The sequence below is a fragment of the Dialister succinatiphilus genome (genome assembly GCF_928721695.1).
Classification (GTDB): domain Bacteria; phylum Bacillota; class Negativicutes; order Veillonellales; family Dialisteraceae; genus Dialister; species Dialister succinatiphilus.
Map to the genome: position 1 here is coordinate 978,728 of NZ_OV788641.1, position 23,367 is coordinate 1,002,094.

Below are 23,367 nucleotides of genomic sequence, written 5' to 3' on the forward strand. Positions count from 1 at the left end.
TCTCCTCCCGGTGGAAGGAGAGTTTTCTTTTTATTTTGTGGATGTAAGGGTGGGCTGGCGAGTTGATAAAGACTGCTGCCGGCTAGGGGGGGGTACTGCTTTCCGGTGGAACCCGGGCGCCCCTTACAGGTCCAGGTTGGTTACTTCTTTGGCGTGTTCTTCAATGAACCGGCGGCGGGGTTCGACTTTGTCTCCCATGAGGATGGTGAAGAGGCGGTCTGCTTCGATGGCATCGGTGAGTTCTACTTTCAGCATGACCCGCTGTTCCGGATTCATGGTGGTGTCCCACAGCTGCTCCGGGTCCATTTCACCCAGCCCTTTGTAGCGCTGGATGGTGCAGCCGTCGCGGCCGATTTCGTCAAGCATTTTATTCTGTTCGTCATCATCATAGGTGTAGTATTTCTGCCGTCCCTTGCGGATCTGGTAGAGCGGCGGCTGGGCAATGTATACGTGGCCTTCGGTGATGAGGGGTTTCATGTAGCGGTAGAAGAAGGTGAGAAGGAGGGTGCGGATATGGGCGCCGTCCACGTCGGCATCGGTCATGATGATGATTTTGTAGTAGCGGAGCTTGGTGATATCGAAGTCTTCGCCTACGCCGGTGCCGAAGGCAGTAATCATGGTGCGGATGGCATCGGAGTTCAGCACCCGGTCCAGTCTTGCTTTTTCTACGTTCAGGATTTTGCCGCGGAGGGGCAGGATGGCCTGGTAGCGGCGGTCACGGCCGGATTTGGCGGAGCCGCCGGCGGAGTCCCCTTCGACGATGTAGATTTCTGTAAATTTCGGATCTTTTTCTGTGCAGTCTGCCAGTTTGCCGGGGAGGCTGGATACTTCCAGGGCGTTCTTGCGGCGGGTCAGTTCCCGGGCCCGGCGGGCAGCTTCTCTGGCCCGGCTGGCGGTGATGCCTTTTTCCACGATGGCTCTGGCTTCCTGGGGATGTTCTTCCAGGTAGGTTTTCAGGCCTTCGGAAACGATGTTGTCTACAATGCTCTTGACTTCCAGATTTCCCAGCTTGGTCTTCGTCTGGCCTTCGAACTGGGGGTTGGGGACTTTGACGGAAATGACGCAGGTCAGGCCTTCTCTGACGTCGTCGCCGGAGAGGTTGTCTTCGTTCTGCTTCAGGATGCCGCTCTTTCTGGCATAGTCATTGAGCACCCGGGTGAGGGCGGTGCGGAAGCCGGCCAGGTGCATGCCCCCTTCCACAGTGTTGATGTCATTGACGAAGGTGTACATGTTTTCGCTGTAGCCGGTCTGGTACTGCATGGCAATGTCTACGATGACTTTGTCTTTTTCCCCTTCAAAGGCAATGACTGCCGGGTCTACCAGGTCTTTGCCCTCGTTCAGGAACTGGACGAATTCGGTGATGCCGCCGGCGTAGTGGAAAACGTCCTGATGGGTGGCGCCGTCGCGGTTGTCGGTTAAGGTGATGGTGAGGCCCTTGTTCAGGAAGGCCAGTTCACGCATACGGATTTTCAGGGTTTCGTAGTCGAAATCGATGCCTTCCTTGAAAATCTGGATGTCCGGTTTGAAGGTGACGGAGGTGCCGGTTTCATCGGTTTCTCCGTAGGTTCTCATATGTTCTGTCACGTCGCCCCGGGACAGTTTCATTTCATGGAAGTGGCCTTCTCTTCTGACCACTACCTTCATCCATTCGGACAGGGCGTTGACTACGGAAATACCTACGCCGTGGAGGCCGCCGGAAATGGGGTAGCCGTCGCCGCCGAATTTGCCGCCGGCATGAAGGACGGTAAGCACTACTTCCATGGCGGGCTTGCCGGTTTCGTGCATTCCTGTAGGAATGCCGCGGCCGTTATCGGTGACGGTGCAGCTGCCGTCGTCATTCAGGGTGACTTCGATGTGAGTGCAGTAGCCTGCCAGCGCTTCATCGATACTGTTATCCACGACTTCATACACCAGATGGTGCAGGCCCCGGGCGGAGGTGGAACCGATGTACATGCCCGGGCGGAGGCGTACGGCTTCCAGCCCTTCCAGTACTCGTATATCCTTCGCGCCGTAATCGCTCTTGCCATTTTCTTCTGCATGGCGGGCCTGGATTTCATGAATTTCTTCAGACATAAAACACTCCTTGACAAAAAAACGCAGGGGCCATTGAATCCGTACTGCCTCAAATGGTCCGCTGCCATTTTATTACAATCATTTATATACATTATAGCATAAATGAGGGATTTCTGCAGGAAAGGGCCTGTGCCCGAAGGCTGCCATGGTGATTGGTAAAATATGATACAATAGGTAAATCAACAGATTTCATTTTTTCAAGCAAGAGGAAACCCTATGAAAAAATTTCTATTTCTTCTGATCATACTGGGCTGCGCCGTATACTGGGGCATGTCCCAGGGAGACGACCTGAGCCGCCAGGCAAAGGCTTCTCATGGCGGCGCCGTGTCCGCCCAGCCGGTGAAGCCAGAAAAGGAGGAAAAGGGGATCATAGCGGAAGTGAAGGATACGGTGGCCACCCTGATTTCCGGTATGTCTTCTTCTCCCACGGCCCAGGGGGTGGTGGAGAAGCAGGCGAAACCATCTCCCGCCTCTTCTTCGACGGTGGTGAAGGAAAAGGCGGAGGCCGGTACGCTCCGGGAGAAATGGGACGATGTGTCCCATTTCAAAGAGTCTCTGGAATCCAGGGTGCATCGGGAGAAGTTTGTGCCCTATGACAAAATACCGGATCTTCTGAAGAAGGGCATTATTGCCACAGAGGATCGGCGGTATTACGACCATGGAGCCGTGGATATCATCGGTGTGGCCCGGGCTTTTATCACCAATTCCATGGCTGGAGAAACCCTGGAAGGGGGAAGCACCATTGCTCAGCAGACGGTGAAGAACATTTTCCTTTCCAATGACCGCACCATGACCAGAAAGCTGGAGGAGCTGGCACTGGCGGTGCAGCTGGAGCGGAATTATTCGAAAGAGGAAATCCTGGAGCTCTATCTCAATACCATTTATTTCGGCCATGGCGCCTATGGCGTAGGCGAGGCCAGCCGGGTGTACTTCGGAAAAGAGCCTAAGGATCTGGACCTGTCCCAGTGTGCCATGCTGGCAGGGCTGCCCCAGGCACCGTCGGCCTATGACCCCATCAGCCATCCCCAGGAAGGGGTCAAACGGATGACCACCGTGCTGGCCCTCATGGCCCAGGAAGGCTATATTACACCGGAAGAGGCGGCCAAGTCCGCCATGCATCTGTGGCTGAAGTGATGATTTAAAGGGGACGGAAATTTCCGCCCCCGTCTTTTCATGGATTCCGGCGGCGAGTATAATAAAGAAATGCAAAGCAGAAAATCGTTTGACAGGAGACAGGGATATGGAATCTTTAACTTTCATCATTATTGCAGTGATTATTACCTCCATCGGCTTCCTTATCGGATACCAGATGATTCGGCTCCGGAAAAATGTGGACAAAATCACGGACCAGATTATTGAACACCATAAAGGGGACAGGAGCTTTCGGGATAAGGAATTTGTTCATTATTTCAAAGCCGGCGGAAATATCTGGCTCTCTGCCATGGATGACAAGTTCAAAAAAATGCTGTCCATGCAGAAATATACCGCCATGGCTGCCATTGTGGTGGCAGTGGTGATCATCGCCCTTTCCATTGTGCAAAAGGTGTATCCCCTCTCTGCCTATCCGGTGCTTCTCATCCTCTTTCTGGGAAAGAATCTCTTGGACTTTCGGAGTGTGGCCTCCGATGACAAGACAAACAGCCGGAATGCTGTAGAGTACTATAAGAAATCCTACCCCGAAGATAGTTCTGCGAAAAACAGCAGCGAAGGAAAGACAGCAGACAAGCTGGCAGGCTGGTTCCTCATTGCCAAGAGAACGGCCATCCGTACCGGTAAGCTGGGCACCGGCAGTAAGGCCGCCGCTTCGGGAGAAGAAGTCAGACCATCCCGGGCTATCCGGAGAGGAAGCCCCGGACGGACCCTCCAGAGACGGAGAGGCAGAAGATAAAAAAAGGCTGTGAAAAAATGACGGCACATTTTTTCACAGCCTTTTTTTATGATTTTCTGCTTCGTTTCACCGGCGCCGGTTCCTCGCCCAGCTGCTTCAGGGCCGCTGCATTTTTGCTGGCCGTGAGGATGTAGAGGAAATCGTCTGCCTGAAGGCGGATGTCCGGGTCAGGAATCACGCTCTCGCCGTGACGCTTCAAATCAATAATGATGGTCTGCTTCATGCGGGGCACGTCCCGGATTTTCTTTCCTTCCAGAAGAGATCCGCTGCCTATGGGTACCTCCACAATATTCCTTTCCTCCTCGCAGGCCTTATCCGGCTTGGCGGAGAGGGATTTCTTCAGGAGGGCGTCATAAATCGGCTCACCCTTCAGAAGCTCGGCGGTAATGTAGGCCACCGCGCTTCCCAGGGCCAGGGCCATCAAGTGGCCGAAGTCGCCGGTCATTTCCAGAATGAGAAGGGTGCCGGTAATGGGAGAACGGACGCTGGCGGCAAAGAGGGATACCATGCCGATGATGATGATATTGGGCGTGTACACCTCATTGATGAGCTCCAGAGACACCAGCACATTGGCCTCCACGCTCCCCAGCAGGGCGCCCACCACCAGAAGGGGCAGGAAGAAACCGCCGGGCACGCCGCAGCCGTAGCTGATGAGGGTAAAAACATATTTCCCTATCAGAAGGAGGACCAGAAAAGAAAGGCTGCTGAAACGACCGGCTGCCAGCTGGTCCACCAGGGTATTGCCGCCGCCCAGCACCTGGGGCAGGAAGAAGCCCAGAAGGCAGGCGGAGAAAAGGGCAAACAGGATTTTTACATACTGATTCTTAAAGAAGGGCAGATTGTAAAAAGAGCCGGTGTGAAGAAGACCATAGTTGAAAACAATCCCTGCAAAGCCGGCGGAAATGGCAATGAGCACCACCAGCCCCAGGTGCTCGGCGGGCATGGGGACCAGATTGAGGAAATGGAAACTGGTGCTCCGCCCGAAAAAGAAATGGGTCACAATGGTGGCGGTAATGGCGCTGGTCATGGTGGGAAGAAGCACGGCGCCGGAGAAATTACGGTGCAGCTCTTCCAGAGCAAACATCATGCCTGCCAGGGGCGCATTGAAGGCAGCCGCCAGGCCGGCACTGGCACCGCTGGTAATCAGGTATCGTTCCTCCATGCGGGTGCGGCCCAGCAGGCGGGAAAGCCCCTGGCCCGCTACAGCGCCGATCTGGATGGAAGGCCCTTCCCTTCCCAGGGAAAGACCGGCGCCGATGCCCAGAGCACCGGCGATGATCTTCACCCAGAGAATGCGGAACCATTTCATTTTATAAAGACCCAGAATGACACCCTTCACCTGGGGAATGCCGGAGCCTCCCGCCATGGGAGCGTAAAGACACATACGGTAGAGGAAAAATCCGGTTACCACCAGGGCTGCTGCCCACAGGCAGAGGGGAATGAAATTTTCCTTCGCCACCGCCGGGATGAGAAAGGCATTGTATGCATAGATGCGCAGGGCCTCGGCCTCTCCCAGCAGAAAGCGGAAAAGGCTGATACAGAGACCGCCGAAAATACCCACAAATATGCCTTCTATAAACAGACGGAGGCGGAATGTATGCCAGTTGTCCAGAGCCACATAGGTTTCAAAAAGCTGCCGGCTCATGGACTGGGAAGAAGAGTCTTCTTTCATGATAGCCTCCTTTGGGATAGCTTATGGACAAGCCCCTTTGGGGCTTGAGGGTTCAGAGGGGGGGGATCGGGACCGGGACTTGGGCGGTGCTTTCCAGTATTCCCGAAGGTTGACACGCCCTTACGGGCGTGAGGGTTGATGGCGCCGCCGGGCCTTTGGCCCTGGGCGCCAAGGGTTCTGCCTGTGATCGGCTGACGCCTTACAGGCGGGTTGAGGGCTCTCGCCCTCGGGAGTTATATAGTATCGCTGCGCTGGCGAGGTACGGCGCCTTCGGCGCCATTATATATATGCCTATGCCGCCTGCGGCAGGGGGGACAATAAAGCTCCGTGACGCTATCTTTTAATAAGTGACTCTACTTTAAGCACAGGTTGTTCTGCCCCCCTGAACAGGGGTGGCAAGGGAACACGATTCGTAAGGGAGCAAAGCGACCTGAGAATCGTGTGACACGCTTTCCCGTGGAGAAGTCCGGCGAAGCCGGATAGGGGGAGGCGAGCGCAGCGAGCCAATCCGCAGAATTATTTTTCATGCCATATGACACAGAGAGCCAATCCCGTAACGCTGATTTCATACTCATCGCCCGTAAGGGCGATACCACCACCTTCAGCGCCGCAGGCGCTGTCGCCCCCTGAGCGAAGCGATACACAACCCGCCGCCGACAGGCGGCCACAACCCTCGGCCCGAAGGGCCGTCAACCTTCCCCTCTGAACCCTTTGAACCTTCTGAACCTTTTGAACCCGAGCGCCGAAAGGCGCTTGAACCCTCAAGCCCGCAGGGCTTGTCCATAAGGCCCTTCTTACAAATCCACCTGGTAAGTCAGCACCGCATCGATGGCGGATACAGCATTTTCCCAGCTGGTGATGGTATCTTTCATTTCATGTTCATAGAATTCATCATCAATATATTTCATATTGATTTTTACATTGATAATGGAAGCCTGAATGCAGGCAATGGCGCTCTGGGCGGCCATGATGGAGTCGCTCAGGGCATTCTGGTTGCCCTTCAGCAGCAGGTTGGTGAAGCTGGGGAGAAGTTCACTCATGGTCTGGGCCATCTGCTGGGGTACGGCGATGGCTTTTTTGAAGGCCTTCAGCTGTTCCTCCTGCCGCTTTTCCAGGGGAAGGCTGCGGATGGAGCGGAGGGTTTTCATGAGGTCAAGGAAATTGGCGGCATCTTCGTCCATGAGATCCAGAAATATGGAACGGGCCATGTTGAACAGGGAAGCGTATTCTTTGGCCTTTTCATGAAACTCTGCGTAATTCTTATTGGACTCGGTGAGATGGCATACCATTTCTGCCAGGGCGCAGGCCTGGGCGCCAAGAAGTCCTGCAGCGGCTCCGCCGCCGGGGGCTGGAGAGCCGCTTCCCAAATCATCCAGAAATTCATCAATTGTTCTTTCATGGAAAGCTTTCTTTTCCATACACATGCACCTCGATTGTCAGATTTCCCAGGACCCGGCAGGGTCATGGTTTGTTTATTATTATACACGGAATGGAGAAAGTTTCCTATTGCGAAGGCAGACAGCGCTGCCAGGGCAGAGGGGCGGCTGTCATTTTCCGGCTTAAAATAATTTCTTGACTCAGTTACCGGCTTATGGTACAATAAACAACGTCATATGACGCCTGTCATATGACTCCATATGTGGCGGGTGTGGTGAAGCGGCTAACACGGCGGATTGTGGCTCCGTTATGCGTGGGTTCGAGCCCCACCACTCGCCCCATTTTTTTTTACCTGAAAACAGGGAATGAGGGTCTCATGACCCGCCGATTCCTTTATATGGGGGTATCGCCAAGCGGTAAGGCAACGGACTTTGACTCCGTTATCGGTGGTCCGACTCCACCTACCCCTGCCAGTCATCAAATCCTGCAGTTTCCCGCTGCAGGATTTTTTGCGTGGAAATAAGAGCCTTTCGAGACCTGCGGCGTCGGCCCCCTTTGGTGGCTTTCGCTACCACCGTCCCGCCCCGTTGGGAAGCGTGTCACTTGATTCTCAGTCGCCTGCGGCTCCTTGCGAATCCAGTTCCCTTGCCACCGCAAGCGGGGGCACTATGGATGCTTAGCCATGTGGCCATGTCTCTGCAGGAAAGCATAGAAACCTATTCTGCTCCCTGAATAGGGGGAAGTCCGGCGCAGCCCGGATAGGGGGTGGCGAGCGCAGCGAGCCAATCACAAGAATGCTTATTTTGCCCTATGACACTGAAAGTTAATCCCGTAATGCCTCTTGCGTCCCCTTTAGGGGAAGAGGGCCACGAAGTGGCGAAGGGTGGTGCGCCCGGCATGGGTGTAATCTAATGGGTGAAAGTCCCTAGTGCGGCATGACCATAACAAGCACACAGCCAATGGCAAGGGGTCCATCGTGAGGTGGGGTCTGAAGGAAGCCGGAGGCAAAACCTTGGTCCGACGAATAGAAACTTTATACGAAGGCAGAGTCTGGCAGGATGAGGCAGCCACCTATGCTGAAGTCCAACGATGGTCTTGGCCAGGCTTTGTAAATAAAGCGGATAGATGAGGTGAAAGATTACACTCTTACCCGGGGAGGTCTCATGGACGTCAAAGCAGTGATAGGTCGTATATATGGACCGGGCGGAGACGGTTGGAAAAGATTTGTCATGAGAAGTCAGCAGAGGTCATAGTACCGCAAAAGCGGGAAGGGCCGAACAATTTCGGCCAAAGTAAATCATGAAAGGAGGAACGCGCGGTGAAAACAGAATACAGTTTACAAAATGGCTACCGGTTGGAAAATAGTGGAACTGACGGAGATACAACAAGGAGCGTTGAGCACGGTCCTCGGGAAATGAAAGAAATGGCAAGCAGAATCACACTGGAGCGCATTGTGAACAGAGGTAATCTCTACGATGCCTACCAGCGAGTAAAAGCCAATAACGGGGCACCCGGCATAGACAATATGACTGTGAAGGAATACCCCGAATGGTACGCAGAGCATGGAGAGGAGTGGATTGCAAGTATCCTGAACGGAACCTACAAGCCACTCCCTGTGCGGCGAGTAGAAATCCCGAAGGACAACAAAGGAGGAAAGCGGAAGCTTGGAATACCCGTTGTCAAAGACAGAGTATTACAACAGGCGACCGCACAAATCCTCATGCCCTTTTATGAGTGCAAATTTGCGGAGTGCAGTTTTGCATACCGGCCCCACAGAGGAGCCCGGCAGGCAATGGAAGTGGTAAAGCGGAGTGTAGAGGAAGGATATGAATACGCATGCGTACTCGACCTTTCTAAATACTTCGACACCATCAACCATGAACTGCTGATGAATATGCTGAGACAGGACATTTCGGATAAAAGAGTCATCGAACTCATCAAGAAATTTCTGAAAAGCGGAGTCATGGTCAAGGGATTGAAACAACGCACAGAAGAAGGCTCACCGCAAGGTGGGAACCTGTCCCCACTGCTGGCAAATATCTATCTGACTCCATTCGACAAAGAGTTTGAGGGGAGAGGCGTGTGTATCGTCAGATACGCCGACGACATCCTCATACTGGCCAAAAGCCAAAGAGCGGCAGAAAGACTGCTGAAAAGCAGTACTAAGTATCTGGAAACCCGGCGGAAGCTTAAGGTAAACAGAGAAAAGAGCAAAGCAATCAGCGTCTATAAAACGCCGGACTTTAAATTTCTTGGATTCTCGGTGACCAAAAGAGGGAAAGAGGTTAAACTAATGCCTCATGCGAACTCGGTAGCCAAATTGAAGAGGAAATTGAAAAGTCTGACAGGCCGTAGCAAAGGCAGGGGCGCAAGAGAGATTATCCGCAAAACGACTGAATATAATCGTGGATGGGTTGGTTATTATGGAATAGCAGACCTGACACGGATAGTAGGTCTTGATGGATGGGTAAGGTCTCGTATACGAATGTGCATATGGAAGCAGTGGAAGAACATATCCACACGGATAGATGCACTGCTCCGACTGCATGTCCCAGGAAAACTTGCATTCAAGTGGGGAAAGAGTCAGAAAGGATACTGGCGCATAGCTCATAGCCAGATAATGATGACTTCAGTGACAAACAGGATACTGGAGAAAGCTGGATTCATCGGTCTAAAACAATGCTATGAGAATATAATCTGCCCAAGGAATTGAACCGCCGTATACCGAACGGTATGTACGGTGGTGTGAGAGGGATGAATAATCTCTACTCGATTGCAAGCGAACTGGATTCATAGGGGAGAGAAGCGACCCGCGAATCCAGTGAGACGCCATCCAGCGAAGTCGGTGTGGACGGTGGTAAGAATGATTATGATATTCTTATTCTATGTCTTATTGCCCTAAAGGGGAAACGACTCACTACATTTTGTGCATCGCTTCGTTCAGGGGGCCGCCGATTGGCGGTCAGAACCGCGATGGAGCATCCTATCGGTGCTCTGCCCCGTACACCCTTTCCCGCTTCGCGGGACTTCCCCTCAAGGGGAAACGAGAGATATGAGGGAAAAAACAGCGAGTCAATCCGCAGAATGCCTATCATAACGTATGACACAGAAAGGTAAATCCGTAACGCTGACTTTATAAGTATTGCCCGTAAGGGCAATCCGCAACCCTCGGCCTGAAAGGCCGTCAAACTTATGAACCTTTAGAACCCTCGGGACGAAGTCCCGTCAACCCTCACGCCGAAGGCGTGTCCAATGAACCTCCACACTGCAGGCGTGCCCATAAATCCATAGACATATAAGTAATAAAAATGATTTATGATAATCATAAACTAAATTTTATATATTAATTTTCATCTTCCTCGCTGTGTATTATTTATTTCTTCCATGCATTGTGTTAGAATAAAACTATCAAGCGATGTGGTGTTTCTTCATCGGGGACGTCGTGATTTCACATTCCGCAGTTCCGGAAAAGGAAGGGTCCGGAGGAACGCGGTCCCTCATTCCCAATGAAAATCTACGACCCTTTTCAGGGCAGTGAGAGGAGTTCAGGTATTTCATGACTACATTTCAATTCTACCTAGCCGTCATCATCTTCTGTCTCACCTATGTGGGTATCATGTCTGAAAAGTTCCCGCGAACTATCTGCGCATTGGTCGGCGGCGGCGCAATGATTTATGCCGGGTATGTGACCCAGTCGGAAGCCTTCGGAAAATATATCGACTGGAATACCCTCGGCCTTCTGGCAGGCATGATGATTCTGATTTCTGTGGTGAAGAAGTCCGGTTTCTTCCGGGTGCTGGCTCTATGGGCTATGAAGAGGTCCAAGGGGTCCCCGAGGGAACTTCTGGTACTCCTGTCCTGTGTGACAGCCGTAGGTGCTTCCCTCATCGATTCTGTGACTGCAGCCCTTCTGATTGCACCGATGACCATTTCCCTCTGCCGTATGCTGAAGATTTCTCCGGTGCCGGTTCTGGTTTCAGAAATCCTCATGTGCAACGTAGGCGGTACGGCTCTTATGATCGGCAACCCGCCGAACGTTATGATCGGTTCTGCCACCCATCTGGATTTCAATGATTTCCTTATCAATCTGGCTCCGGTGGTTGTTATTACCATTATAGCAACCCTCATCGGCATCCTCTTTATCTTCAGAAAAGAGCTGCCCCATGGACACCTTCCTCAGGAACAGATTGATGCCATCGATGTCATGTCCGCTGTGGAAGACAAGATGATTTTCAAACGGTCCCTCATCGTCCTGGGCCTCACCATCGTAGGCTTCGTTCTTCATTCCCGTTTCGGACTGCAGTCTGCCACCATCGCCATGACCGGCGGCGTAGTTGCTATGCTGGCCTGCCATATCAATCCGGAAGAAGCGATGAAGGAAGTAGACCTGGATACCCTGTTCTTCTTCATGGGCCTCTTCATTCTGGTAGGCGGCATGGAAAATGCCGGCGTCATTACAGCCATCGCTTCCTGGGGCGTTGCTCTGGCCAACGGGGACAACCACCTCATTACCTACATGATTCTCTGGCTCTCCGGTGTGGCTTCTGCCTTCATTGATAACATCCCCTTCACCGCAACCATGATTCCGCTGATTAAGGATATGCAGGCTCTCATGAACCTGCCCCATGCGGACTACATGTGGTGGGCTCTGGCTACCGGCGCCTGCTTCGGTGGCAACGGTACCATGATCGGCGCTTCCCCGAACGTTATCATGGTGGCTATTGCAGCGAAGGAAGGACATAATATTTCCTTCGGCACCTTCATGAAATGGTGCTTCCCGCTGATGATTATGTCCCTGATCGTAACCAGCGTGTACATCGAAGTCCGTTACTTCATGCTGGCTGGTATGTAATTTGTGTAAGAGGGCTTACCCTTATATAATCCACCTGAAAGGGCCTGCTGCGGCAGGTCCTTTTTCGTGGGTAAAAAGGGCTGGAGGAAATAAATAGAAATAATTTGCACTAAATCGATGAAATTGGATTGACAAGAACAGGATGATATTATAAAATAGACAAAAATAGATTTAAATGTGTCGATTCGTCATGGTCGTGGCGCCATTAAGTCTATAAATAATAATAACATGTATAAAGAATCAGCTGTAGAAAAGGAGTTTATTATGGATTTCCAACCGAGTTATAAAGAATTTGCCACTATTTTCAAGGCGCTTTCCGATGAGACTCGTCTCCGGGTTGTGGATATGCTGTCCTGTCGTGAAATGTCTGCCTGTGACATTCTGTCAAATTTCACGCTGTCCCAGTCCACCCTGTCCTATCATATGAAGATCCTGATTGAAGCCAAGGTGGTGAATGCCAGGAGAGAGGGCCTGTGGACCAAGTATTCCATTAACGATGATACCTTCAATAAGATGATGGAATTTATTCCGGAACTGTACAAAATGAAGGATAAGTGTGTGTGCGAACAGATTAAGTATGTGAAGGTGCAGCCTCAGCAGGTAGGCGGCAAAGATGAATTCGGCAACTAATGATATTGTGTACCGCATAAAAAAGCAGTCCTCAAAGGACTGCTTTTTTTATGCGATTTCGGCGGGCGGCTGTATTCCCGAAGGTTGACACGCCCTTACGGGCGTGAGGGTTGATGGGGCCGCCGGGCCTTTGGCCCTGGGCCCCAAGGGTTCTATCCGGGACCGGCTGACGCCTCCCGGATGGGTTCAGGGCCTTCGGCCCAGGAAGTTATATAGTACCACTGCGTTAGCGAGGTACGGCGCCTACGGCGCCAGTATACATGCTGCCTGCCGGCGGCGAAAGCCGCACTGCCGCAAAGCGGCATACAAAATGGCGCCCGCAGGGCGCTTACCTCCCCAGCGGAGCGATACTACATGACTCCCGAGGGCGGGAGCCCTCCACCCGCCTGTAAGGCGAAGCCGATCACAGGCAGAACCCTTGGCGCTGAGGGCCGAAGGCCCGATAGCGCCATCAACCCTCGCCCGCGAAAGACCACGGTCGGCCGACTAAATGGAAGGCCCTTTTATGGGCAGGCTAAGGGCCAACTTCGGCCGACTTGCACATCCTATGCAGGATGTGCACATCAACCTTCGGGAATACAGCCAAGCGCCGTATTGCCTCACTAGCTCTCTATTTTCCGAAGTGGCTTTCCGCTTCAATAATACGGTATACCAGTTCTCCGGCATCATAGAGATCCTTTTCCTTCAGGTTTTCCTTATTGGTATGGAAGTCTGTCATGCCTACCCCTACCAGCACAGAGGGGAAGCCTTTGGTGCCGAACCAGTTGGCATCGCTGCCGCCGCCGCTGGGAGCCACCTTCACCGGGAAGCCGGCAGCGCTGCAGGCGCCTTTGAAGAGGCGCAGGGCCGGGTCCGATTCTTTGACCAGAAAGGCATCGTAGGCCTTTTCCTTCTTGATTTCCAGAGAGCCTTCGGGGAATTTGTCAGCCGCCTTACGGAAGGCGTTTTCCATCTGGGAAACCACCTTTTCCAGCTTTTCCATGCTGCGGCTTCTGGCTTCTCCGTGAACAGCGCAGCGGTCGGGGACGATGTTGACAGCTGTGCCGCCTTCGATGGTGCCCAGGTTGCAGGTGGTTTCTTCATCAATCCGTCCATTGGGGCAGGCGGCGATGGCCAGACCTGCCATGGCGATGGCACTGGTTCCCTTTTCAGGGCACATGCCGGCGTGGGCAGCTACGCCGTGGCAGATGAAGTCCAGTGTGTATTCGGAAGGGCCAGCGTTGAAGACGGAGCCTGCAGGGCCGTCGGCGTCCAGGGTGTAGCCGAAGTCGATATCCTGGATGTATTCTTTTTCAATGTTCCGGGAACCGAAGAGACCGATTTCTTCCTGCACCGTGAAAATGACCGTAATCTTTCCGTGGGGGATATAGGTTTCCTTCATCAGGTGGAGACCTTCCAGGATGGCGGTGACGCCGGCTTTGTCATCGCCGCCTAAGATGGTATTTCCTTTGGAGCGGAAAACGCCGTCTTTCAGGACCGGCTCAATGTTTCGGCAGCACTCCACGCAGTCCATGTGGCCGGTGAGGGCAATGGAAGGAAGACCTTCCGCGTTTCCGTTGAAAGTGGCGATGAGGTTGCCGGAGTTTCCTCCGTTAATGGAACCGTCATTATCTTCCACGATACGGGAAGCGCCCAGTTTCTTCAGCTCCTTTTTCAGGTAGTCGCAGACCTCCCGCTCCCCCTTGCTGGGGGCGTATATTTTCACCAGGTCTGTAAATGTTTTTCTCATTCGTTCTTCATTGACCATAGAAAGCACCTCTTTGCTTACAATTTCATATAGAAAGGGCCATGCCCTGTTTCCTATTATAATGAAGAGGGGGAAAAGAGTCCATCTTGACGGATGGATGCAGCTCTCCTATGATGAAGGAAAGGATGAGAAAGGAGGCGGTATCATGAGAAGATGGATCATGCATGTGGATATGGACGCCTTTTTTGCGTCGGTGGAGCAGCGGGACCATCCTGAATGGAAGGGGCAGCCGGTGATTGTGGGCGGCAGAAGCCGGCGGGGCGTGGTGGCTACGGCTTCCTACGAGGCCAGAAAGTACGGCGTCCATTCGGCCATGCCTGTTTCCAAAGCCCGGGAGCTCTGCCCCTTTGGCATTTTCGCAGAGCCCAGGTTTCAGGTGTACAAGGAAACGTCTCATCGCATCCATGAAATCATGCTCCATTACGCCGAGGCCTACGAGCCCATTTCCCTGGACGAAGCCTTCCTGGACATTTCGGCCATGGGAAGCCAGTATCCCACCCTGGGTGCCATAGGGCGGGCTATCAAGAAGGAAATCCTGAAGGAAACGGAACTGGTGGCTTCTGTAGGCATTGCGCCCAACAAATTCCTGGCTAAAATGGCCAGCGACATGGATAAGCCTGACGGCCTTTTCATCATTCCCTACGGGAAGGAAAAGGAAGTCCTCCGGCCCCTGCCGGTGCGCCGGCTCTGGGGCGTGGGAAAGGTGACGGAAGGCCGCCTGGTGAAGGCAGGTTTTCGGACCATAGGGGATATCCAGGATGCCTCCGTGGAAGCGCTGGCAGCTGTTCTGGGGAATCAGGGAGGCCTTCTGAAGCGTCTTTCCTTCGGCGTAGACGACCGTCCGGTGGAAGCGGAGCGGGAAATCAAATCCATAGGCGATGAATCGACCTATGAAAAGGATATTACCGATCCCTCTGTCATAGACAGGGAGATCGCCATCCACAGCGACATTGTGGCCCAGAGGCTCAGAAAGCAGGGACTCATGGCCAGGACGGTGACTTTGAAAATACGGTTTGCCTCCTTCCGCACGGTGACAAGGGCCCTTTCCTTTGAAGAAGGTACCAGCCTGCAGGAGGAAATCTACCATCATGCCATGACACTCCTCCAAAAAATCCCTCTCACCGAAGGGGTGCGGCTCATCGGCGTCACCGCCTCCCGCCTGGGGCCGCCGCTGTCCATGGCCTCCCTCTTTTCCGAAGACCGGGATAAAAGAAACCGGGCCGCTGCTGCCATGGACGAAATCCAGGCCCGCTTCGGCAGGAAGGCCCTGCAGAAAGGCTTCTGGCTGGAAGAAAAGAAATGACCGCTGTCCGCTATCCGCTTCCGTCTGCCAGCCATTTCCCAGCCCACTGGCTCACGAACCCACGTATCCATAGCCCCTGGGTCTTTGACAGGAATCCTCTGCATTGAGTATGATAAGGAAAGGGAAATATTATATTTTTTTTAAAAGCAGAGGAGGAACTGCTATGAAATCTTTAGTTTTATGGTCATCTCGCACAGGAAATACGAAGGCTGTGGCACAGGCTATTTATGATGCCCTTCCGGGAGACAAAGATATGATTGAAGAAGGCCGGGAAAAAGATACGGCCGGCTATGATCTCATCTTCGTGGGCTTCTGGGGATTCCGCCGGGGTGCCGACATGGCGGCAAGGAGGACCCTCTCTTCCCTTCACAATCACAAAGTGGCCATCTATGGCACCGCCGGCACCTATCCCGATTCACCGGCGGCCAGGGACTATCTGGCTAATGCCGCCGCCCTTCTTCCAAAGGACAGCACCTGCCTTGGCACCTTCATCTGCCAGGGACGGGTTCATTCCTTCCATATCGGGAAACGGAGCGAACATGCGGAAAAAGTGCATCCCATGACGCCGGAAAGACTGGCCCGTCTCAGGGAAGCGGAAAAGCATCCCAATGAGGAAGATTTCCAGAAGGCTGCCGCCTGGGCCCTGGAAATGGTGGAAAAGGCGGGATGCTGAGGAGGTAGTGCTACATGAGCGGCGCTAAACTGTATTCCCGAAGGTTGACGCGCCTGCGGCGCGAGGGTTGAGCCAGCCGCCGGGCTGACGCCCTGGGCTGGCAGGGTTCTGCCTGTGATCGGCTTCGCCTTACAGGCGGGTTGAGGGCTTGCGCCCTCGGGAGTTATAAAGCATCGCTGCGCTGGCGATGTGGGCGCCCTGCGGGCGCCATTTTGTAAGCCGCTTCGCGGCAATTCTTCCGCCGTCAGGCGGTATATACTGACACCGCAGGCGCCGTACCTCGCTAACGCAGTGGTACTATATAACTTTCTGGGCCGAAGGCCCTGAACCCATCCGGGAGGCGCCAGCCGGTCCCGGATAGAACCCTTGCCAGCCCAGGGCCGTCAGGCCCGGCGGCTGCCTCAACTCGAGCGCAGCGAGGTTGGCCTGTTTTCCTCGGGCGAAGCCCGGTTGTCCGGTTTTCGCCGCCAAAGGCGGCATAAAAAATGGCGCCCCATAGGGCGCCCACCTTCCCAGCGGAGCGGTACTATATACCTCCCGAGGGCGGAGCCCTCAACCCGTCCGGGAGGCGCCAGCCGGTCCCGGACAGAACCCTTGGTGCTGAGGGCTGCAGGCCCGATAGCGCCATCAACCCTCACGCCCGTAAGGGCGTGTCAACCTTCGGGAATACAGGTAAGCACCGATAAGAGACATTAGCTAAGAAAGATAGGAACCACATGAAAGGACAAATGACACTGGGCATTACCGCCTCCATATTGGCGGCCTTTTTATTTACCGTCATGGACGTGAGCGCCAAGGTGCTCGCCCCTCTGGGAATGGGAGAAATTACCTTTATCCGCGGGCTGGCGGGCCTTCTTTTCATTCCCCTCATTGCCATGCATGAAGGGAAAGCCGTCTTTTCCGGCAAAGACAGGCTCCTCCTTCACCTTCGGGGCCTTTTTGGTGGATTCGGAATCCTTCTCTTTTTCTACAGCCTCCCGGGGCTCAAGCTGGGGGACGCGGAAATTCTGGTGCAGCTTTCCGCTTTCTTCATGTGCATCCTGTCTCCCGTTTTCTTACACACCACCCCGTCGGGAAAGGTGCTGCCCTGGCTTATTACCATTGCCGCCGGCGCCGCCGTGGTGCTGCAAGTGTGGAATTTCCAGGCGTTCAACGGGTATGCCCTGCTGGGTGTGATTTCTTCCTTCTGTACCGCATCGGCCTATACCTGTATCGGCAGGCTCACAGAAAAGGGAGGCCACTCGGGGGCAGAAATCGTTTTTTATTTCCAAATCTATTCTATGATAGGCGGCGCCCTCCTCATGGCAGGCCATATGGTAATGCCTTCCGGCGTGGACTGGGTGTGGATTTTCTTCATGTCCCTGTCTGCTCTTTTTGCCCAGGTGGCTTTGACCTGGGGATGCACCCATATACCGCCGGTGATTGTGACCTTTGCCATGTATACCGGCATCCTTTTCCACATTCTGGCAGGCTGGTTCCTTTGGGGAGAGAGACTGACTCTGTTTTCCTGGACAGGCGGGGCGGTCATCGTTTTCGGAAGCGCCATGCTGCTGTGGAAAACAAGGAGGAGCTAAGGACAGAGATGACACTTTCGGCGCTTGGCTGTATTCCCGAAGGTTGACAGCCCCTTCGGGGCTGAGGGTTGATGGGGCCGACGGGCTGACGCCCTGGGCCCCAAGGGTTCTATCCGGGACCGGCTGACGCCTCCCGGATGGGTTGAGGGCCTTCGGCCCAGGGTAGTTATATAGTACCACTGCGTTGGCGAGGTACGGCGCCTACGGCGCCATTATATACCGCCTGACGGCGGAATAATTGCCGCGAAGCGGCATACAAAATGGCGCCCGACAGGGCGCCCACATCGCCAGCGCAGCGATGCTTTATAACTCCCGAGGGCGGGAGCCCTCAACCCGCCTGTAAGGCGCAGCCGATCACAGGCAGAACCCTGCCAGCCCAGGGCGTCAGCCCGGCGGCTGGCTCAACCCTCGCGCCGCAGGCGCGTCAACCTTCGGGAATACAGCCAAGCACCGTAGTGTCACTTAGTGCCACATATTTTGTCAAGGAAATTTCATTGACAGGTACCACCGACTTGTATATAATTATTCTGTTATGGTGTGCGAAAAATGGCACTGCCAGCATGTAAGGAGGTGTTACTCATGGCAAAAATGACATTCCAGCCGAACAACCACTGGAGAAAACAGACTCACGGTTTCCGCGCTCGTATGAAGACAAAAGCAGGCCGTATTGTTCTGAAAAGAAGAAGAGCAAAGGGCAGAAAGGTATTAAGTGCCTAATCTAGATGAGAAGGGAAAGGCGGATTTCAGTCTTCCCCGCTCTTCCCGTATACGACAGAATAGGGATTACCGAAGAATTTATCGCCAGGGTAAGCGTTTCAGCAACCGGGCGGGGCTTCTCTACCTGGTGAAATCCAGGAGAAGCGATGTCCGCATCGGCTTTGTGGCTACGAAGAAAATCGGCCATGCCTTTGCCCGGAACCGGGCTAAACGGCTGATGAAGGAGGTTTACCGCCTCCACAGGCATGAGCTTGCTTCCCACTATGAAGCCATCCTGCTGGCCAGTCCCTTCCTTACCGGCGCAAGCTATGGGGAAGCGGAAAAAGCGATACTGGCATTATGGCGAAAAGCCGGGATTCTGGAGCATTGATATGAAAACTGTACTCATGGCGCTCATACGCTTTTACAGAATTTTCATTTCTCCGTTGAAACCTCCCTGCTGCCGGTTTACACCTACCTGCAGTGAATATGCGCTGCAGGCGATAGAAAAATACGGTGCCCTGAAAGGCAGCTGGCTCGCAGTCAAACGGATTATCCGCTGCAATCCTTTTTGCAAAGGCGGTTATGATCCTTTGCCGTGATATGGCTGCTTTTTTTGTACCACAAATATCACGGCAGAAGAAATGAACAGGGATTTTCCTGCGGACATCTTTCGCAGAGGACCCATTGTACCACGGACGCAGGGCATCACCGGGCGTCCCAATTTCCGGCATCCTTTTCCATGCCCATAACAATGAGAGCGGATTCCCGCTCATATCCACATACAGAGCAGGTTTTGAAATGCAGAGACCTGCCGTTACACGGTTGAAATGAAGACCGTACAAGGAGTTATAATGAGTGATTTTCAGATTCCGCTTCTGAGCAGTCTGGTGGGATTTCTGGCCGATATCATGCGTGTCTGCCTGGAATATGCCTACAAACTGACCGATGATCTGGGATTCCCCAGCTACGGGATTGCCATCATCGTTTTGACCATTATCATCAAGACCGCTCTCCTTCCCCTGGCCGTTAAGCAGATCAAATCCATGAAGGCCATGCAGGAAATCCAGCCTCTGATGCAGCAGGTACAGAAGAAATACAAAAACGACCCGAAGAAGCTTCGGGAAGAAATGGGAAAGCTCTATAAAGAACACGGCGCCAACCCCATGTCCGGATGCCTTCCTCTTCTGATCCAGATGCCATTCCTGGTTTCCATTTACTATGCCCTCCAGGGATTCCCCTACGACCCGGCCCATGAAAGTTTCCTCTGGCTGGAAAGTCTGGCCGTACCGGACAGCACCTACATCCTGCCTATCCTTTCCGCCGCATCCACCTTCGTCATTTCCTGGCAGACCACGCCGAAAGACGCACCGGGAAACCAGAAGACCATGCTTCTCGTCATGCCTCTTATGATTGGCTGGATGTCCCTGAATTTCCCAAGCGGCCTCGTCATTTACTGGATCGTGGTGAACCTGTACCAGCTGGTACAGCAGACCATTATGTTCCGTGAAGAAATGGCGGAACGCTTCAAAGGCAGCAAGCCCAAAAAAGGCGTTGTCACCGTTCATGGCGATGTGCAGCAGGAAAACCTGAAGGAAACGAAGAAGAAAAAAGTGATTCGCAAGAGAGTCATCAGGAAAGTGGTCAGAAAGAAAGACGATGGCCCAGAAGCGCACAAAGAAGAAAATAAAGAAGCCTCTGCAGAAAAGGATGCTCCTTCTGCTGATTCAGTGAAAGAAGAAAAGAAATCCAGTGCTGCAGATACTCCTTCCAGGGAAGAAACTGTGAAAACAGGACCTTCCGATACAAAAGAGTCCAAAGATTCCGGGGAGGCTGAAGACAAAAAATGAAAACAGTGAGAATCACCGCAAAAACCATTGAAGCAGCCGTAGCCGAAGGCTTAAAGCAGCTTGGCATCAGCCGGGAGGAAGCTGTGGTTCATGTAGTGGAACAGCCCTCCAGCGGACTTTTCGGCCTGATTCATAAGAAGATGGCCGTCGTGGACATTTCCGCTCCTGACGAAGAAGTGCCGGCAGAAGAACCGAAACAGGAAGAACCATCTCCTGCCGAAGCACCGAAGGAAGAAACAGAGGCGAAAGCACCTTCTGCAGAAGAAACACCGGCGGAAGAGAAAACGGCCGAAGAAGCAGAAGCACCGAAAGAAGCTCCTGCTCCCAAGGCAGAGGAAACGGAGAAGAAAGGCAGAGAAGACTTCGTCTTCAAACAGGAAGAACAGGACAAAACGGCAGAAGAAGCCAAGAAATTCCTGGCTTCTGTCTTTAAGGGCATGCACCTGGATGTGACCATGGAATGCCTGATGAACGAAGAACGGATTCTTCTGAACCTCCACGGCGAAGGCCTGGGCATCCTTATCGGAAAGCACGGCCAGACCCTGGATGCACTCCAGTACCTCACCAACCTGGCAGCAGGCAAAGCCTTCCACCATCACTACTTCGTCCTTCTTGACGTGGAAAACTACAGGGAACGCCGCAAGGATACCCTGGAAGCCCTGGCAAGAAGACTGGCAGCCAAGGTGAAACGCACCGGTGAACCGGTAAAGCTGGAACCCATGGCAGCCGGCGAACGCCGCATTATCCATCTGGCACTGCAGGATGACGGCGCTGTCACCACGGAAAGTGAAGGCGAAGCACCGCATCGCTATGTAGTCATCAAGAGAAACGACTGACTCTTGTGGCATCAAAAAACTCCCCTTTTTGGGGGAGTTTTTTGATGCGTCACTTACGGCGGGGGGGATGTATTCCCGAAGGTTGACACGCCCTTACGGGCGTGAGGGTTGATGGGGCCGCCGGGCTGACGCCCTGGGCCCCAAAGGTTCTATCCGGGACCGGCTGGCGCCTCCCGGATGGGTTCAGGGCCTTCGGCCCAGGGAGTTATATAGTACCACTGCGTTAGCGAGGTACGGCGCCTGCGGCGCCAGTATACATGCCGCCTGTCGGCGGCGAAAGCCGCACTGCCGCGAAGCGGCTTACAAAATGGCGCCCGCAGGGCGCTCACCTCCCCAGCGGAGCGGTACTATATACCTCCCGAGGGCGGAGCCCTCCACCCGCCTGTAAGGCGAAGCCGATCACAGGCAGAACCCTGCCAGCCCAGGGCGTCAGCCCGGCGGCTGGCTCAACCCTCGCGCCGCAGGCGCGTCAACCTTCGGGAATACAGGTAAGCACCGTAGTGCCTCAACAGTGTCACCTTAGTGTAAAATTTTACTCGGTAAGGGAATTTTTCCAGAAACAATAAAAGAGGAAAGCCTCCCCTTGAGTGGAAATGTTATAATTTCCGTGGCAAAGAATAAAACAAAGAAAGGGCTTTCCTCATGGATATTATAACAAAAACTGGAGAAATTTGGAGTGAAAATGCAATTGGTGCAGTCATTTCTCTCATTAAGGAATCTGATGACTCTATCGAGGCTGAAAGGAAGCTAACTCATTGGCTCACTGAAATGAACTGTCAGCTTATAGCTATGGCCCTGGCGCGTATTGACACTGAGCTGTATCAGATTTACAAGGCACAGGGGTGGCGTGTGGCGCGCCGGGACTCTAGGACGATTTGCTGCCGCTATGGAGAGCTGACCTATACACGAAGACTTCTGCAGAAAGAAGGGAAGAGCTTCTATCCCCTGGACTGCAAAATGGGCTTTGAGTCCAGAAAGCACTACAGCTTGGGAATGATTGAGCGGATTGTCGAGGCTGTTGCAATTACCACATCTCGCAGTGCCAGCGAACTCCTGCAAAGCCTGGCCGGGATTACCATCTCCCATCAGTCCGTTATCTCACTCAAGAACTATGCCGGCGAGAAGGCGAAGACTTATGAAAAAGCATTGGCAGAAGAGGAAAAGGTTGAAAAGCCGACACAGCCGGAAATTATAGCGATTGAAGGAGATGGAATTGTACTCAAGAACAAGGAGAAAGGCAGCGTTTCGGAAGTGCACCGCCTCCAGATATATGAGGGAGTCAGGAAAAATGGCAACAGGACAGAACTGGTAGGACTTCGCTGCTTTGCATCTACCAGCAGAAAAGAACTTTTTGCAATGGTAAGAAGCTATCTGCTTGGGCACTATGACCTGTCTAAGACCACAGTGCTGTCGAATGGGGATGGAGGGTCCGGATACCAGTTTCAGGACTTTGAGCGAATGGTAGAAGGCTGCCTGGATCACCAGCACTTCCGCGACTGCTATCATGTGCATGAAAAGATCCGGACCCGGCTCAGCTTCTGCAACAGGAAACTGATAGACCGTATTATCCGAGAACTTCACCGGACCGACAATATTATGAAACAGATTCCCGTATGGATGGACACTGCCCGGAGCTGTGCCCGGACAGAGGAGGATTTGGAGGAGGTAGACAAGCTGCAGAGCTATCTGGAGAGAAATGCCCCCTATATCCCCAGCCTGAGTCAGCGCGGCATCCATACAGAGATTCACCTGGGGACTGCAGAAACAAACCACCGGTTCTATAGCTATCGCATGAAGCGGCAGGGACGGAGCTGGTCCAGCGAGGGAATGGAGTGTATGGTTTGGGTATTGACCGCCCGGAAGAATAAAACACTTACAGCAGCTCTCCTGTACCATGCTAATGGGAAAAGCTACAAAAAGATGGATAGAGCCATGCACAAGGCTGCGGTGCAGGCAGAGCGTAAAATCGCCCAGAATGTCCGGAGTGAGGCGCAGAAGCGTAAAATGAGAAACTATAGGCCAGGATGCCTGGAGGGGCGTATAGGCGTTTATGGAGCTTCTTCTTCACCAATGGGGAGACTGGCCAGAGCTATACAGAAATACTGATTAAACCGAAGCCACGGAGATAGTAATCATCGACAGTCAAATGAATTACCGAGGAAAACTTGACACTTACCAGTGTCACTTAGTGCCCTT

At 53.3% G+C, this 23,367-nt stretch carries 18 protein-coding genes and 2 tRNA genes; 16 read left to right on the plus strand and 4 right to left on the minus strand.

Annotation, left to right across the window (positions count from 1 at the left end):
* Positions 1-123 precede the first annotated feature (123 nt).
* Positions 124-2,073, minus strand: a complete 1,950-nt coding sequence (gene gyrB, locus NW747_RS04080) for a DNA topoisomerase (ATP-hydrolyzing) subunit B (protein WP_008860506.1) — start codon at positions 2,071-2,073, stop codon at positions 124-126.
* A 216-nt stretch (positions 2,074-2,289) separates the two neighbouring features.
* On the opposite strand from gyrB, the gene NW747_RS04085 reads away from it, so the two are divergent.
* Entirely contained in the window at positions 2,290-3,207 is a 918-nt protein-coding gene (locus NW747_RS04085; RefSeq protein WP_273188110.1) for a transglycosylase domain-containing protein, read from the plus strand.
* Between the two features lie 106 nt (positions 3,208-3,313).
* Positions 3,314-3,961: a hypothetical protein gene (locus NW747_RS04090; protein WP_273188111.1), complete on the plus strand. Its 648-nt coding sequence runs from the start codon at positions 3,314-3,316 to the stop codon at positions 3,959-3,961.
* 46 nt (positions 3,962-4,007) lie between these two features.
* Here the strand turns inward: NW747_RS04090 and NW747_RS04095 are convergent, their stop codons facing one another.
* The gene (locus tag NW747_RS04095) at positions 4,008-5,633 is read right to left on the minus strand and encodes a ClC family H(+)/Cl(-) exchange transporter (RefSeq protein ID WP_273188112.1); all 1,626 of its coding nucleotides are present in this window, start codon (positions 5,631-5,633) and stop codon (positions 4,008-4,010) included.
* Positions 5,634-6,427: 794 nt separating this feature from the next.
* Positions 6,428-7,051, minus strand: a complete 624-nt coding sequence (locus NW747_RS04100) for a cyclodeaminase/cyclohydrolase family protein (RefSeq protein ID WP_008860510.1) — start codon at positions 7,049-7,051, stop codon at positions 6,428-6,430.
* A 224-nt stretch (positions 7,052-7,275) separates the two neighbouring features.
* On the opposite strand from NW747_RS04100, the gene NW747_RS04105 reads away from it, so the two are divergent.
* The 5 genes from NW747_RS04105 to NW747_RS04125 all read left to right on the plus strand — a co-directional run bounded on the left by NW747_RS04105 (position 7,276) and on the right by NW747_RS04125 (position 12,492).
* A tRNA-His gene (locus tag NW747_RS04105) sits at positions 7,276-7,351 on the plus strand.
* Positions 7,352-7,409: 58 nt separating this feature from the next.
* A tRNA-Gln gene (locus NW747_RS04110) sits at positions 7,410-7,483 on the plus strand.
* 845 nt (positions 7,484-8,328) lie between these two features.
* Complete coding sequence (ltrA, locus tag NW747_RS04115) at positions 8,329-9,723, plus strand: group II intron reverse transcriptase/maturase (RefSeq protein WP_273187918.1); 1,395 nt, start codon at positions 8,329-8,331, stop codon at positions 9,721-9,723.
* Between the two features lie 843 nt (positions 9,724-10,566).
* Positions 10,567-11,862 carry an ArsB/NhaD family transporter gene (locus NW747_RS04120; RefSeq protein WP_273188113.1) on the plus strand — a complete coding sequence of 432 codons (1,296 nt, stop codon included), beginning with the start codon at positions 10,567-10,569 and terminating at the stop codon, positions 11,860-11,862.
* Positions 11,863-12,126: 264 nt separating this feature from the next.
* Complete coding sequence (locus NW747_RS04125; RefSeq protein WP_040380687.1) at positions 12,127-12,492, plus strand: ArsR/SmtB family transcription factor; 366 nt, start codon at positions 12,127-12,129, stop codon at positions 12,490-12,492.
* A gap of 610 nt (positions 12,493-13,102) precedes the next feature.
* Here NW747_RS04125 and NW747_RS04130 read toward each other — a convergent pair.
* Positions 13,103-14,239: a M20/M25/M40 family metallo-hydrolase gene (locus NW747_RS04130; protein WP_273188114.1), complete on the minus strand. Its 1,137-nt coding sequence runs from the start codon at positions 14,237-14,239 to the stop codon at positions 13,103-13,105.
* 145 nt (positions 14,240-14,384) lie between these two features.
* Between NW747_RS04130 and NW747_RS04135 the strand changes: the two genes are divergently transcribed.
* The 9 genes from NW747_RS04135 (at position 14,385) to NW747_RS04175 (ending at position 23,277) form a co-directional block, all read left to right on the plus strand.
* Entirely contained in the window at positions 14,385-15,542 is a 1,158-nt protein-coding gene (locus NW747_RS04135; protein WP_273188115.1) for a DNA polymerase IV, read from the plus strand.
* 163 nt (positions 15,543-15,705) lie between these two features.
* Positions 15,706-16,215, plus strand: a complete 510-nt coding sequence (locus NW747_RS04140; protein WP_273188116.1) for a flavodoxin family protein — start codon at positions 15,706-15,708, stop codon at positions 16,213-16,215.
* 716 nt (positions 16,216-16,931) lie between these two features.
* On the plus strand, positions 16,932-17,789 hold the full coding sequence (locus NW747_RS04145; RefSeq protein WP_273188117.1) for a DMT family transporter: 858 nt from the start codon (positions 16,932-16,934) through the stop codon (positions 17,787-17,789).
* Between the two features lie 579 nt (positions 17,790-18,368).
* Positions 18,369-18,506 (plus strand): 50S ribosomal protein L34, encoded by a 138-nt coding sequence (gene rpmH / locus NW747_RS04150; protein ID WP_008860520.1) that lies wholly within the window; start codon positions 18,369-18,371, stop codon positions 18,504-18,506.
* Positions 18,499-18,876, plus strand: coding sequence for a ribonuclease P protein component (rnpA, locus tag NW747_RS04155; RefSeq protein ID WP_008860521.1), 378 nt, complete (start codon positions 18,499-18,501; stop codon positions 18,874-18,876). The genes rpmH and rnpA overlap by 8 nt, the downstream gene beginning before the upstream one ends.
* A 16-nt stretch (positions 18,877-18,892) precedes the next feature.
* The gene (gene yidD, locus NW747_RS04160) at positions 18,893-19,087 is read left to right on the plus strand and encodes a membrane protein insertion efficiency factor YidD (RefSeq protein WP_353887503.1); all 195 of its coding nucleotides are present in this window, start codon (positions 18,893-18,895) and stop codon (positions 19,085-19,087) included.
* A 252-nt stretch (positions 19,088-19,339) separates the two neighbouring features.
* Positions 19,340-20,335 (plus strand): YidC/Oxa1 family membrane protein insertase, encoded by a 996-nt coding sequence (locus NW747_RS04165; RefSeq protein ID WP_273188118.1) that lies wholly within the window; start codon positions 19,340-19,342, stop codon positions 20,333-20,335.
* Positions 20,332-21,171, plus strand: coding sequence for an RNA-binding cell elongation regulator Jag/EloR (gene jag / locus NW747_RS04170; protein ID WP_273188119.1), 840 nt, complete (start codon positions 20,332-20,334; stop codon positions 21,169-21,171). Before NW747_RS04165 ends, jag begins: the two co-directional genes overlap by 4 nt.
* Positions 21,172-21,813: 642 nt before the next feature.
* Positions 21,814-23,277: an ISLre2 family transposase gene (locus tag NW747_RS04175; protein ID WP_273186357.1), complete on the plus strand. Its 1,464-nt coding sequence runs from the start codon at positions 21,814-21,816 to the stop codon at positions 23,275-23,277.
* Positions 23,278-23,367: the final 90 nt, after the last annotated feature.